The sequence below is a fragment of the Pseudomonas poae genome (assembly GCA_028869255.1).
In the GTDB taxonomy this organism is placed as follows: Bacteria; Pseudomonadota; Gammaproteobacteria; order Pseudomonadales; family Pseudomonadaceae; genus Aquipseudomonas; species Aquipseudomonas poae_C.
The window spans coordinates 265,867-279,276 of record CP110972.1 but is presented as its reverse complement, the minus strand read 5'-3'; the positions used below and the strand labels follow the sequence as shown (position 1 = coordinate 279,276).

Sequence of the window (13,410 nt, the reverse complement as noted above, 5' to 3'; positions counted from 1 at the left end):
AACCTCGCAACCCTTCTAAACCGGGCCCTCACCTACCTGGCACAGCTCCTGCTATAGCCCCAGCCAGGCTGCGCTCGCGCCGCTCCATAAAAACAACTAGATGAAGGATCCTTCAATGGATAACTCCAACGCCCTGCCTCTGGGGTCGGCGGCTGCGCCGGCGAAAGAGCGCACCACTTCCAACCGTATAAAATCGATTTTCAGTGGCTCCGTCGGCAACATGGTCGAGTGGTACGACTGGTACGTCTACGCCGCCTTCTCGCTGTACTTCGCAAAAGCCTTCTTCCCCAAAGGCGACACCACTGCCCAACTGCTCAACACCGCCGCGATCTTCGCCGTGGGCTTCCTGATGCGCCCGATCGGCGGCTGGCTGATGGGCCTTTACGCAGACAAAGTCGGGCGCAAAAAAGCCCTGATGGCCTCCGTCTACCTGATGTGCTTCGGCTCGTTGCTGATCGCCCTGAGCCCGGGCTATGAAATCATCGGTATCGGTGCACCGATCCTGCTGGTATTTGCGCGTTTGCTGCAGGGCCTGTCGGTCGGCGGCGAATACGGCACCTCCGCCACTTACCTCAGCGAGATGGCGACCAAGGAACGTCGGGGTTTCTACTCCAGCTTCCAGTACGTGACCCTGATCTCCGGCCAGCTCATCGCCCTGGCTGTGCTGATCGTGCTGCAACAATTGCTGACCACCGAGCAGCTGTATGCCTGGGGCTGGCGAATCCCGTTCGCGATCGGCGCGCTGTGCGCAGTGGTCGCGCTGTACCTGCGTCGCGGCATGGAAGAAACCGAGTCGTTCACCAAGAAGGAAAAGGCCAAGGAAAGCGCGATGCGCACCTTGATGCGCCACCCCAAGGAACTGATGACCGTGGTCGGCCTGACCATGGGCGGCACCCTGGCTTTCTACACCTACACCACCTACATGCAGAAATACCTGGTGAACACCGTCGGCATGAGCATCTCCGACTCCACCACCATTTCGGCGGCAACGCTGTTTCTGTTCATGTGCCTGCAGCCCATCGTCGGCGGGCTGTCGGATAAAGTCGGGCGTCGACCGATCCTGATCGCCTTCGGGATCCTCGGCACTCTGTTCACCGTGCCGATCCTTACCACCCTGCACACCATCCAAAGCTGGTGGGGCGCGTTCTTCCTGATCATGGCAGCGCTGATCATCGTCAGCGGCTACACCTCGATCAACGCGGTGGTGAAAGCCGAGCTGTTCCCGACTGAAATCCGTGCGCTGGGCGTGGGCCTGCCGTATGCACTGACCGTGTCGATCTTCGGCGGCACCGCCGAATACATCGCGCTGTGGTTCAAGAGCATCGGCATGGAAACCGGCTATTACTGGTACGTCACCGCCTGTATTGCGGTGTCGCTGGTGGTGTACGTGACCATGAAGGACACCCGCAAGCACTCGCGGATTACTACGGATTAAAAACTGTGGGGGCTGGCTTGTGTGGGAGCTGGCTTGCCTGCGATAGCATCACCTCGGTGCAACTGAAAGACCGAGGTGCCTGCATCGCGGGCAAGCCCGGCTCCCACACAAGCCGGCACTCACACAAATCCCCTCCCACATTCAGTTTTGTATCGCCGGCTTTATAGAGCCATACCGCCGCTGCGCATACGTCGCGCCGGCAATCATCACCACCAGCACCGCCGCCAACACCGCCGATGAACCGATGGTGCCAAAATCCAGCCCGCCCTTTTCAGGGGGCTTGGTCAGGAAGTCACCCAAGGTCGCGCCGAACGGGCGCGTCAGTACAAACGCCAGCCAGAACAACAGCACCGACGAGATCTGCGTGAAGTACTTGAGCGCAACCACCAGCGCAAGGGTGGAACCGATCAGCAAGGCCCCGCCGGCAAAACCCAACCCCCGAATCATCCGCCAGAAAATCCCCCAATGCCGTGCCCAAGGTGTTTGAGAACAGGATGGCCACCCAGTAAAACAGCTCGCCTCGTGGGCTCTGCACCTTGTTCACGTTCAGCGAGTCGCCGCTGAGGTACCACAGTGCAAAGGTGATCATCAGGATCACAATCAGGATCATCGACCCTGCGGCGTAACCCAGGCCCAACGTACGGTCCATAAAGTCCGACAGCGTGGTGCCGGCGGTGCTGGTGGACAGGATCACGACCCAGTACAGCAGCGGGTTGTAGGTTTTCGACCAGAGTTGCGTCACCAGCGTGACTAGGAACACGCTGATCAGGATCATCGAGCTGATGGCGTAACCAACATTCAGGGTCATCGAGAGCAAGTCCCCGGCGGTTTCGCCCAGGGTGGTTGCGCAAATTTTCATGACCCAGAACGCCAGGGTGATCTGAGGAAGTTTGTTCATGGGATGGAAGGCTCCGAAGCTCATTCTGTCTACGGGCCGACGCGCAGAGGGGGTGTCGACCGTGCGCGCAGAGTGAACGCAAAGCTGTGAAAAATAGGTGGGCGTTGAATGAAAATTCCATAGGGCTGATGGAAATTCGCCGCTATGGATTGCACTATGACTGCCTTCCCGAACCCCGCAGCAGGAACCCCGGCCATGTCTGACGATATCCATTTCTACGAACCCGCCAACGGCCACGGCCTGCCCCATGATCCGTTCAATGCCATAGTCGGGCCACGGCCGATCGGCTGGATTTCATCGCACGACAGCGAAGGTCGCCTGAACCTGGCGCCCTACAGTTTTTTCAATGCGTTCAACTACATTCCGCCGATCATCGGGTTTTCCAGTGTCGGGCGCAAAGACAGCCTGAACAATATCGAACAGACCGGCGAGTTTGTGTGGAACCTGGCCACCCGACCGCTGGCCGAACAGATGAACCAGAGTTGTGCCGCCGTATCGCCAGAGGTGAATGAATTCGAGCTGTCCGGCCTGACGCCGGTAGCGTCGAAAATCGTCGGCGTGCCGCGGGTGGGCGAGAGCCCGGTGTCGTTTGAATGCAAGGTCACGCAGATCATTCAACTGCAGCGAGCCGACCAGCACTTGGTGCCAAGCTGGCTGGTGCTGGGCGAAGTGGTCGCGGTGCATATTGCCAAGTGGCTGCTCAAGGATGGCATCTACGACACCGCCGCCGCCGAGCCGATTTTGCGCGGTGGCGGCCCGGCGGATTACTTCCAGCTGGGGCCGGAGGCACTGTTCAAGATGCATCGCCCAGGCGCCACCAAAGCCTGATTGGAATGCATTAAACATGTGGGAGCGGGCTTGCTCGCGAAAGCGGTGAATCAGTCACAGCGATATCGACTGACACTGCGTATTCGCGAGCAAGCCCGCTCCCACATTTGGATCAGCGGTGTTGCTTAGTTTGCGGGAGTAGCCCAAGAAAGCTGACCGTCTTCGTCCACATCCACCAATCGCTCCAATTGCACAGTCGCTGCTTCGTCAGCGTCGGAGGCGGTCTTGAACTTCTGTGCATCAAGGATCTTGTGAAACTGCGGGGCGCCCATGCCATCCAGTGCCTTGACGGCAACGGCGGCGCTGTAGCCCCCTTCACCGGGTACTACGGCGGAAACGGCTTCGTGGTGGGCAAATTGTTTACGTGCCATGTTGCAGGTCCTGGCCAATGGAAAGTCGGCCATTCTAACCCTCAACCGGCCAGTTGCAGGTACTCGCCGTAGGCATTGGCGGCGGATGCATCGGTGAAGGTCTGGAAGTCCATGCTGCGCACCACCATGTCGTTCAACAGCTCGGTAAAGATCATCAGGGCCGGGGAGTTGAAGTAGGCACCCATCGCCTGCTCGCTGCTCCAGAAGCCCGAGACCAGCCATACATCGGGGTCGACCTGGGAATGCTGCAACGAGAATTGCAGGCAGCCCTGAGCCTGACGGCCCGGTTCGATCAAACTGCTCAAGCGTGCACCGAGTTCGGTGCTGCACCCGGTACGGGCACGGATAAAGGCCATATGGCTCGCGGGAATGGGGGTGGACATGTTCGACTCTCCCGTTGAGAAGTGATGCTCGGCAAGCACTGTGAGGGTGTGTTGCCACAGGATCAAAGATAACGGCGCGGGGGCAGGCGCGGTTAGTCAATTCCTGCAGGCTTATTGCACAATCCTGCGAGAAGCGTAGACAGGACGTCTGGCACCCCGGTTTTATGCCACGGGCAAACGCCTTGTTTCAGTGGGATGACAGGCCCGCTGCTTGCCTGATTCACGATGAGTCGCAGGATCAGGCAAGGATTGTGCAGAATCGACGTAACACTTTTTGAAAACCCGCCGCTAAGCTGAGCCCATCGTAAAAGCACTCAGAGGACGCCCCATGTCGTCGCCCGAATATCACGCCATGCCCCTTGATGCCGATATGGAAAGACAGCGCGAAGAGCTGGCCTGCATTGTCTGCCGGCATACCTGGGAGGACGGTTCCTACGGCACAGCGATCACCTCACTGTTCCTGAATCGCCACAACACGCCCCGCGATTTCATGCCGGTGCTGGTGGAGCCTGCGCTGTGCATCCTGGCCCATGGCCGCAAGGAGGTGCGCCTGGCGGACGAAGTCTTCGCCTACGACCCGCTCAACTACCTGGTGTTTTCGGTGGCGATGCCGGTGGCTGGGCGGATCATCGAAGCCACCCCGGATGACCCCAACCTGTCGATACGGATCAATATCGACCCGGCGCAGCTGACGGCGTTGATCGCAGAAGCTGGCCCGATGGGCGTGCCGTCACGGCCGACCTCCCGTGGGATGTATGTCGACCGTATCGACACCCAGTTGCTCGACGCCGTACTGCGCCTGGCGCGCTTGCTGGATTCGCCAAAAGACATCGCCATGCTCGCGCCGCTGATCAACCGGGAAATTCTTTACCGCTTGTTGCGCGGCCCGCAGGGCTATCGCCTGTATGAAATTGCCGTGGCCAACAGCCAGAGCCATCGGGTGAGCCAGGCGATCAAGTGGTTGAACGGCAACTACGAACAACCGCTGCGTATCGATGACCTCGCCAAGGAAGTGAACCTCAGCGTCTCGACCTTGCATCACCGCTTCAAGGCGATCACCGCCATGAGCCCGCTGCAGTACCAGAAGCAACTGCGCCTGCAGGAAGCTCGGCGGCTGATGATTGCCGAAGGGCTGGAAGCCTCGGCGGCGGGGTATCGGGTGGGGTATGAAAGCCCGTCGCAGTTCAGCCGGGAGTACAGCCGGTTGTTCGGGGCGCCGCCGTTGAGGGATTTGGCAAGACTGCGCCAGAGCGTCTGACCCCGCGCAGATAAAAAATGTGGGAGCGGGCTTGCTCGCGAATGCGGTATTTCAGCTACCGAATTTGGTGACTGACACTCTGCATTCGCGAGCAAGCCCGCTCCCACATTGGGCCCGCATGCATTCAGTCTAATCCGCGTGGCAGCTGCAAGGTCACGCGCAAGCCACCCTCGCGCAAATTCTGCAAACTCACTTCACCGCCATGGCTGTGGGCGATGTTGCGTGCAATCCCCAAACCCAAACCATAACCCTGCTGCTGGCCGGCCAGGCGAAAGTGCGGCTCGAAGACTTGCTCCAACCGTTGCTCCGGCACGCCAGGCCCTTCGTCATCCACATGCAGGACAAATTCCGCGCCGTCATCCTCAATGTGCAAATGCGCGTTCTGCCCATACTTCAAGGCGTTATCGATCAGGTTGCCAATGCAGCGCTTGAGCGCCAGCGGCTTGCCCGGATAGGTGGTCAAGGCGCGGCCATGCTGGGTCACGCGGCCGTTGCCATTGGGCGCCAGGTAGGGCTCAACCAGGCAGTCAAGTACGTGGTTCAGGTCCACAGGCTCAATGTTTTCATGGATATCCGTATCTTTCACGCATTGCAGCGCGCCCTTTACCAGCAGCTCCAGCTCATCCAGATCACGGCCGAATTTGGTTTGCAGGTTCTCGTCTTCGAGCAATTCCACGCGCAGGCGCAGGCGGGTAATCGGTGTACGCAAATCGTGGGAAATGGCGCTGAATAACTGGCTGCGCTCGGTCAGGTAGCGGCTTATGCGCTCGCGCATCGCGTTGAATGCGCGGCCCACTTCCACCACTTCACTGCCGCCGCCTTCGGCCACCGGTTCTACATCGGCGCCCAGGGACATATCCCGCGCCGCCCGCGCCAGGCGCTTGAGCGGCCGGCTCTGCCAGTGCACCAGCAGGCCGATAAACAGCAGCAGGAAGCCGCTGGTCAGCACGATAAACCACACCTGCTGGGATGGCAGGCCCTGTTCTTCCAGGCTGGTGTAGGGCTCGGGCAGCAGCGAGGCGATGTACAGCCATTCGCCGGGCGCGAGCTGGATCTGGGTGACCAGCACCGGCGGGTTCACCGGCTCCAGGGTCAGCGCGTAATGCGCCCACGAGCGCGGCAACTCATCGAGCTTCAAGCCGGCATTGAAGATGCGCAGGTCTTCGGCGCTGACAAACTCGACCGAGATATGCACGTCGGCACCCAGGGTCTGGCGCAACACCTCATCCACCGCTTCGAGCACCGCCTGTTTGCGCGGAGTCTGCGGCAGAATCGCCATGTCCAGCGGGCGGTCATTGAGGGTCACCACAAAACGCGTGCCGCCCATGCTGCGCAACTGATCAAGCACCAACGGGCGGTAAGCCACCGGCAACGAACGGAAATAACTCACGCTGGCCGTCATCGAATGCGCCAGGCTGCGGGCGCTGGTAACCAGGCCTTCGAGCTGGGTGGCGCGCAGTTGCGAGACCCAGATCACGCTGGACAGCGCCTGGGCGAACAGCACCGCGAGCAAGGTCAGCAGGAGCATGCGCCCCAGCAGCGAACGCGGCACCGGGAAACGCCGGCGGCGCTCGATCAGGTGTTCAGTGGGCATTGCCGGCAACCACGCTGGCTGCCAGTTGATAACCGCTGCCGCGCACGGTGCGGATCAGCCTCGGGGGTTTTTCGGTGTCGCGCAGGCGTTGGCGCAGGCGGCTGACGGCCATGTCGACGATACGATCCAGCGGCATCAGATCACGCCCCCGGGTGGCATTGCCGATGGTGTCGCGGTCGAGAATTTGTTGCGGGTGGTCGAGAAACAATTTCAGCAGGGCAAAGTCGGCCCCGGACAGGATCACCTCTTCACCGTCAACGTGGAACAGCCGATGGCTGATCATGTCCAGCCGCCATTCGTCGAACACCAGCACGTCGCCATTGCCGCTGCGCTCCTGGCCGAACTGGCAGCGGCGCAACAGGGCCTTGATCCGCGCCTGCAGCTCACGCGGGCTGAACGGTTTGCCAATGTAGTCGTCGGCCCCCAGCTCCAGGCCGATCACGCGGTCGGCTTCGTCGGAACTGGCGGTGAGCATGATGATCGGTACCTGCGCCTGGCGCGGGTGCTGGCGAATCCAGCGGCAGAGGCTGAAACCGTCTTCGTCCGGCAACATCACATCGAGGATGACCAGGTCGCACGGCGCCTCGTTCATCGCCTGGCGGAACCCCGCGCCATCCGGCACGCCACGCACCTGGAAACCGGCACGACTGAGGTAGGTTTGCAGCAATTCGCGGATTTCCTGGTCGTCATCGACCAAGAGAATCGATTTACTGATTACGCTCACGGGGTCCTCCTTGTTGTTATGGGGTGTTCGAGTGCCTCATCGCGGGCAAGCCCGGCTCCCACATTTGGACTGCATTCACAATGTGGGAGCTGGCTTGCCTGCGATGGCACCATCACTGCCTACGCAAAAGCCTGCTCCAGCGCGACCCCAGCCCCGGTCAATCCGGAATACGGTGCGGTCACCAACCACACCGGAATACCCTTGAAGTAGTCGCTCATGCAACCTTTGTCACTGAAGCTTTTGGCAAAGCCGCTGTTGATAAAGAAATCGGCAAACCTGGGAATCACCCCGCCCACGATATACACACCGCCGCGCCCACCGGTGGTCAGCACGTTGTTACCGGCCACACGGCCCAGCCAGATGCTGAACTGATTCAACACCTCCATGGCCACCGGGTCGCCGGCCAGGCCTGCCGCCGTAATGGCTTCGGGCGTGTCCAGCACCGGGGTGTGCCCGTCGACCGCACAAATGGCGCGGTACACACGCGGCAAACCGCCACCGCTCAACGCGGTCTCGGCGCTGACGTGGCCGATCTCAGTGTAGATGTGCTGCCACAGCTGGGTTTCACGCGGGCTGCTCAGGGGCAGGTCGACATGGCCGCCCTCCCCCGGCAATGCCGCGTAACGACCGGCGCCGAGGTCCAGCAACGTACCGACGCCCAGGCCCGTACCCGGGCCGATTACTACCGCCGGGCGCAACGGTTCCGGCGTGCCTTCGCAGACCACCCGGAATTCGTCGGGTTGAAGGCGGGTCATGCCCAGGGCCATGGCCGTAAAGTCATTGACCAGCAACAACTCATCCACCTGCAAGGTCTGGCAAAACGCCGTCTTGCTCAGCCGCCAGTGATTGTTGGTGAATTTAAATTCATCACCGCTCACCGGCCCGGCCACCGACAGGCACACCGCGCCGATGTCGCCGATTTCCAGGCCCTCTTCCTTGAGATAGAGCTTGATCGCGTCCTCAGGGCTTTTGTGATCCGCAGTGGCATGCACGCGGATCGAATGCAGTGCCTGATCACGCCACAACGCAAAACGGGCGTTGGTACCCCCGATATCACCGACCAGCGCTAACTTCACTTAAGCGTCTCCAAGGCACAGGTAAAGGCGCTGGCGCCCTGCTCTGCGGAGCTTGCGGCCAAGCGCATAAATGCAAACAGCTCGCGACCGGCCCCCACGTTATTGCCCAACAGGCCCGTGGCAGGCGTGCGCGCTGCAAATTCTTCGGCGTCCACCTTAAGCTCCAAGGTGCCCTTCACGCCATCCACGCGAATGATATCGCCATCTTTAACCCGTGCCAGCGGCCCGCCGCTCTGGGCTTCGGGGTTCACGTGGATCGCGGCGGGGATCTTACCCGACGCGCCGGACATACGCCCGTCTGTCACCAAGGCAACTTTGAAGCCTCGGTCCTGCAGCACGCCGAGGAACGGCGTCATTTTGTGCAGTTCCGGCATGCCATTCGAGCGCGGGCCCTGGAAGCGCATCACCGCGACAAAGTCTTTTTCCAACTGGCCGGCCTTGAACGCATCGGCCAGGTCTTGTTGGTCCTGGAACACCACCGCCGGGGCTTCGACGATCTGGTGCTCAAGGGCCACGGCGGAGACTTTCATCACGCCACGGCCGAGGTTGCCTTCCATCACCCGCAAGCCGCCTTCGGGTGAGAACGCACGGGCCACGGGGCGCAGAATGGCTTCATCGAGGCTTTCGATCGGACCATCGCGCCAGATCAGTTCGCCGTCGACCAGGAACGGCTCCTGGGTGTAACGGCTCAGGCCCTTGCCGGCCACGGTGTTGACGTCTTCGTGGAGCAGGCCGGCTTCGAGCAGCTCGCGGATCAGGAACGACATGCCGCCCGCTGCCTGGAAGTGGTTGATGTCGGCCTTGCCGTTCGGGTACACGTGGGACAGGGTCGGCACCACCTCGGAGAGGTCGGCCATGTCCTGCCAGGTGAGGATGATGCCCGCCGACATGGCGATGGCAGGCATGTGCAGGGTGTGGTTGGTGGAACCGCCGGTGGCGTTGAGCGCGACGATGGAGTTGACGATGGATTTTTCGTCGACGATCTCGCCGATCGGCGTGAAGTTGCCGCTGGCCTTGGTCAGTCGCGTGACCTGGTGCGCGGCTTCACGGGTCAGCGCATCACGCAGCGGCGTGTACGGGTTGACGAACGACGCTCCCGGCAAGTGCAGGCCCATCACTTCCATCAGCAACTGGTTGGTGTTCGCGGTGCCGTAGAACGTGCAGGTGCCGGGGCTGTGGTAGGACTTCATCTCCGATTCCAACAGCTCTTCGCGGGTGGCCTTGCCTTCGGCGTAGCGCTGGCGCACATCGGCTTTCTGCTTGTTGGAAATACCCGACGGCATCGGGCCGCCCGGGACAAAGATCATCGGCAGGTGGCCGTAGCGCAGCGCGCCCATCATCAGGCCGGGGACGATCTTGTCGCAGATACCCAACATCAGCGCGGCGTCGAACATGTTGTGGGACAGCGCTACCGCCGTGGACATCGCGATGACTTCACGGCTGAGCAGGCTCAACTCCATGCCGGGCTCGCCCTGGGTTACGCCGTCGCACATGGCGGGCGTGCCGCCGGCGAACTGGCCGACCGAGCCGACTTCGCGCAGGGCTTTCTTGATTTGTTCAGGGAAATGTTCGTACGGCTGGTGCGCCGAAAGCATGTCGTTATATGACGAAACAATTGCCACGTTGGCGGCATTCATCATTCGCAGACTATTTTTATCTTCAGTGCCACACCCGGCCACGCCGTGGGCAAAGTTGGCGCATTGCAGCTTACCGCGCATCGGACCGTCGCTGGCGGCGCCGCGAATGAGCGCAAGGTAAGCCTCGCGGGTTGCACGACTGCGGGCGATAAGCCGTTCGGTGACCTCAATAACGCGGGGATGCATGTGTAGAACTCCAGGCTAACGGATGTGGCGACCCTCGTTCCTGGGTTGATCAAACGCCCGCAGCGCATGGGATGGCAGGGTGTCGTTTGAATCATCGGACCAGTTGATTCAGGTCACTCGTTGTAGATTGAACAAAATATTGCCACTAAAAAGGCTTGTTTTCTATTTTTATGCGAATAATCTTGTAATTCTTACAACAAATCGACGACAGGCACTTTCCAATGACTCTTCGTATCGCAATCAATGGTTTTGGCCGTATCGGCCGTAATGTCCTGCGCGCACTGTATACCCAAGGCTATCGCCAGGATTTGCAGATCGTCGCCATCAACGATTTGGGCGACAGTTCGATCAATGCCCACCTGCTGAAATACGACACCGTGCATGGCACTTTCGACGCAGAGGTCGCCCACGATCAGGAAAGCCTGACCGTCAATGGTGACCGGATTGCCGTCAGTGCCATTCGCAACCCCGCCGACCTGCCGTGGGCTGCGCACAAGATCGACGTGGTGTTCGAGTGCACCGGCCTGTTCACCGACCGTGACAAGGCTGCCGCGCATATTACCGCCGGTGCCCGCAAGGTAATCATCTCCGCCCCGGCCAAAGGCGCGGACGCCACCGTGGTTTACGGGGTGAATCATGACATTTTGCGTCAATCCCACCAGATCATCTCCAACGCTTCCTGCACCACCAACTGCCTGGCGCCGGTCGCCCAAGTGCTGCACCGCGAACTGGGCATCGAAAGCGGCCTGATGACCACCATCCACGCCTACACCAACGACCAGAACCTGACTGACGTCTACCACACCGACCCGTACCGCGCGCGCTCGGCCACCCAGAACATGATCCCGAGCAAAACCGGGGCCGCCGAAGCAGTCGGCCTGGTGCTGCCGGAACTGGCGGGCAAGCTGACCGGCATGGCGGTGCGTGTACCGGTGATCAACGTGTCGCTGGTGGACCTCACCGTGCAGCTGAAAAAAGACGCCACGGCCGAGCAAGTCAACGCGCTGCTCAAAGAAGCAAGCCAGCACTCGAAAATCCTCGGCTACAACACCCTGCCGCTGGTTTCCAGTGACTTCAACCATAACCCACTGTCGTCGATTTTCGATGCCAACCACACCAAGGTCAGCGGCAAGCTGCTGAAAGTGCTGGCCTGGTATGACAACGAGTGGGGCTTCTCCAACCGTATGCTGGATAACTGCCTGGCGCTGTGCAACGCCGAATAGTCCGGCAAGAGTGGGCTTGTGTGGGAGCGGGCTTGCTCGCGAATGCATCACCTCGGTATTCAGAAGAACTGAGGTAACAGCCTTCGCGAGCAAGCCCGCTCCCACATTTGGCCTGCGCTAATCCGTAGAAAGTGCTGCTTGCCATTTGAGTTGATGATAAGCATTATCATTAACTGCAAATCGGTCTGGTATCACTGTGAGCCAATCTCGCTTCAACCAAGTCTTTCTCACCCAACGGGTGATTCTGCTACGCACCTTGCAGCGGATGGTGAATAACCACAGCACCGCCGAGGACCTGTTGCAGGAAACCTACCTGCGCGTCACCCGGGCCCTCAGCGAGCGGCCGATCGATCATCTCGAACCCTTCGTTTACCAGACCGCACGCAACCTCGCGCTGGATCACCTGCGTTCGCGCAGGATTCAGTCTCGCACGCTGCAGGAGGATGTCCCGCTGGACATCTTGCAAAGCGTCGCCGCCCCCATCAGCACGCCCGAAGACGCAACCCAGGCCGAGCAATTGCTGGAGCACCTGAGTGTCAGCCTGGGCCAGTTGAGTGCCCGTCAGCAGAAGATTTTCATCCTCAGCCGCCTGCACGGCTGCAGCTACCAGGAGATCGCCGACCAGTTGGAAGTGTCCTTGAGCACCGTGCAAAAGGAACTGAAATTGATCATGGCCATCTGTGTAGGTGTGGCCGAACGGCTGGATCGGCCTTAAGCTTCCTCCGACAGTAATGTCGACCAAGGCCGTAGGAAAGATGAATAGAACGTGGCGAAGACCCGAGGCACACCGTGACGGACCCGAATAAACTGCGCCCCCATGAGCTGGCTCATGAGGTGTTGCAAGACCTGGCTATGGACCAAGCCCTCGACTGGCTGATCGTCTTACAGTGCCCGCAGCCCGGGCAACAGGCCGAATTCGAAGCCTGGCTGGCCAGCGACCCGGCCCACGTTCACGCCTTCGGCAAAGCCCAGGCCGCCTGGGGTGGCGCGCCGGTGCACAGCGCCGCCGTGGCCCTGGCGGCACCGCGCAAACCCAGCGCCTGGCGCCGTATCCGCCCGCATTGGAAACCGCTGGCCACCGCCGCAGTGCTGTTGATCGGCCTGTTCAGCTTCAGCAACCTGCCGGTGCGCCTGCAGGCCGACCACCTCACGGTGGTGGGCGAACGCCAGCGCCTGCAGCTGGACGATGGCTCGAAAGTGTTGCTGAACACCAACTCGGCGTTTTCCAGCAGCATCAAGGACCACCAGCGCATGGCCCGCCTGTACCAGGGCGAGGCGTTTTTCGAAATCGCCCCCAGCCATGGCCTGCCGCTGGAAATCGACGCCGGCCCGGTGCGCGCCAGCGTGCGCGATACCGCCTTCGCCGTGCGCTACCTCAATGGCGAAGCCCAGGTGCAAGTGCAGCGCGGTGACGTAGACCTGAGCAACACCTTCGACGATGCCCGCGTGCGCCTGCGGGCCGGTGAAAGCATCCGCATCGGGCCCAAAGGCTTTGGCCCGCCGGCCAAGCTGGATGCCAACAAAGACCTGGCCTGGGTGCAAGGCCGGCTGGTGTTCGAAAACTGCCCGATGAGCGAAGTGCTCGCCGAGCTGCGCCGCTATTACCCCGGCTGGATCGTCAACACCAACGACAAGCTCGCAAGCACAGCCGTCACCGGCAACTATCGCCTCGACCAGCCGCTGGACGTGGTGCGTTCCCTGGCACACATCACCTCGGCCAAGCTGTCGGAATACCCGGCACTGGTGATTTTGAACTAAATGAGAATTATTTTTACTCGATAGCCTTCGGCGGTACGT

General features: G+C 60.8%; 12 protein-coding genes and 1 pseudogene. 6 read left to right on the top strand and 7 right to left on the bottom strand.

All coding sequences use genetic code 11. The annotated features are described in order from the left end of the window. Window positions 1-115: 115 nt before the first annotated feature. Window positions 116-1,435 carry an MFS transporter gene (locus LRS56_01285; GenBank protein WDU63245.1) on the top strand — a complete coding sequence of 440 codons (1,320 nt, stop codon included), beginning with the start codon at window positions 116-118 and terminating at the stop codon, window positions 1,433-1,435. A 141-nt stretch (window positions 1,436-1,576) separates the two neighbouring features. Here LRS56_01285 and LRS56_01280 read toward each other — a convergent pair. Continuing rightward, window positions 1,577-2,333: pseudogene (locus LRS56_01280) on the bottom strand (hypothetical protein). Between the two features lie 195 nt (window positions 2,334-2,528). Between LRS56_01280 and LRS56_01275 the strand changes: the two are divergent. Then, window positions 2,529-3,161, top strand: coding sequence for a flavin reductase family protein (locus tag LRS56_01275; GenBank protein WDU63244.1), 633 nt, complete (start codon window positions 2,529-2,531; stop codon window positions 3,159-3,161). Window positions 3,162-3,286: 125 nt separating this feature from the next. Here LRS56_01275 and LRS56_01270 read toward each other — a convergent pair whose 3' ends face one another. Together LRS56_01270 and LRS56_01265 are read right to left on the bottom strand one after the other, a co-directional pair. Continuing rightward, window positions 3,287-3,565 carry a hypothetical protein gene (locus LRS56_01270; GenBank protein WDU63243.1) on the bottom strand — a complete coding sequence of 93 codons (279 nt, stop codon included), beginning with the start codon at window positions 3,563-3,565 and terminating at the stop codon, window positions 3,287-3,289. Between the two features lie 8 nt (window positions 3,566-3,573). Beyond that, window positions 3,574-3,915 carry an antibiotic biosynthesis monooxygenase gene (locus LRS56_01265; protein WDU63242.1) on the bottom strand — a complete coding sequence of 114 codons (342 nt, stop codon included), beginning with the start codon at window positions 3,913-3,915 and terminating at the stop codon, window positions 3,574-3,576. Window positions 3,916-4,243: 328 nt separating this feature from the next. Between LRS56_01265 and LRS56_01260 the strand changes: the two genes are divergently transcribed. Continuing rightward, window positions 4,244-5,173 (top strand): AraC family transcriptional regulator, encoded by a 930-nt coding sequence (locus tag LRS56_01260; protein WDU63241.1) that lies wholly within the window; start codon window positions 4,244-4,246, stop codon window positions 5,171-5,173. A gap of 124 nt (window positions 5,174-5,297) precedes the next feature. Here the strand turns inward: LRS56_01260 and LRS56_01255 are convergent, their stop codons facing one another. From LRS56_01255 to edd, 4 genes are all read right to left on the bottom strand, one after another. Beyond that, window positions 5,298-6,725, bottom strand: a complete 1,428-nt coding sequence (locus LRS56_01255; protein WDU65672.1) for an ATP-binding protein — start codon at window positions 6,723-6,725, stop codon at window positions 5,298-5,300. A 31-nt stretch (window positions 6,726-6,756) separates the two neighbouring features. Beyond that, complete coding sequence (locus tag LRS56_01250; protein ID WDU63240.1) at window positions 6,757-7,491, bottom strand: response regulator transcription factor; 735 nt, start codon at window positions 7,489-7,491, stop codon at window positions 6,757-6,759. A 119-nt stretch (window positions 7,492-7,610) separates the two neighbouring features. After that, the gene (locus tag LRS56_01245) at window positions 7,611-8,567 is read right to left on the bottom strand and encodes a glucokinase (GenBank protein WDU63239.1); all 957 of its coding nucleotides are present in this window, start codon (window positions 8,565-8,567) and stop codon (window positions 7,611-7,613) included. Further along, on the bottom strand, window positions 8,564-10,390 hold the full coding sequence (gene edd / locus LRS56_01240; protein WDU63238.1) for a phosphogluconate dehydratase: 1,827 nt from the start codon (window positions 10,388-10,390) through the stop codon (window positions 8,564-8,566). The genes LRS56_01245 and edd overlap by 4 nt, the downstream gene beginning before the upstream one ends. Before the next feature lie 221 nt (window positions 10,391-10,611). Here edd and gap point away from each other — a divergent pair, with 221 nt between their 5' ends. From gap to LRS56_01225, 3 genes are all read left to right on the top strand, one after another. Next, the gene (gap, locus tag LRS56_01235; GenBank protein ID WDU63237.1) at window positions 10,612-11,613 is read left to right on the top strand and encodes a type I glyceraldehyde-3-phosphate dehydrogenase; all 1,002 of its coding nucleotides are present in this window, start codon (window positions 10,612-10,614) and stop codon (window positions 11,611-11,613) included. Between the two features lie 196 nt (window positions 11,614-11,809). Next, on the top strand, window positions 11,810-12,328 hold the full coding sequence (locus tag LRS56_01230) for a sigma-70 family RNA polymerase sigma factor (GenBank protein WDU63236.1): 519 nt from the start codon (window positions 11,810-11,812) through the stop codon (window positions 12,326-12,328). Between the two features lie 74 nt (window positions 12,329-12,402). After that, window positions 12,403-13,371: a FecR domain-containing protein gene (locus LRS56_01225; protein ID WDU63235.1), complete on the top strand. Its 969-nt coding sequence runs from the start codon at window positions 12,403-12,405 to the stop codon at window positions 13,369-13,371. Window positions 13,372-13,410: the final 39 nt, after the last annotated feature.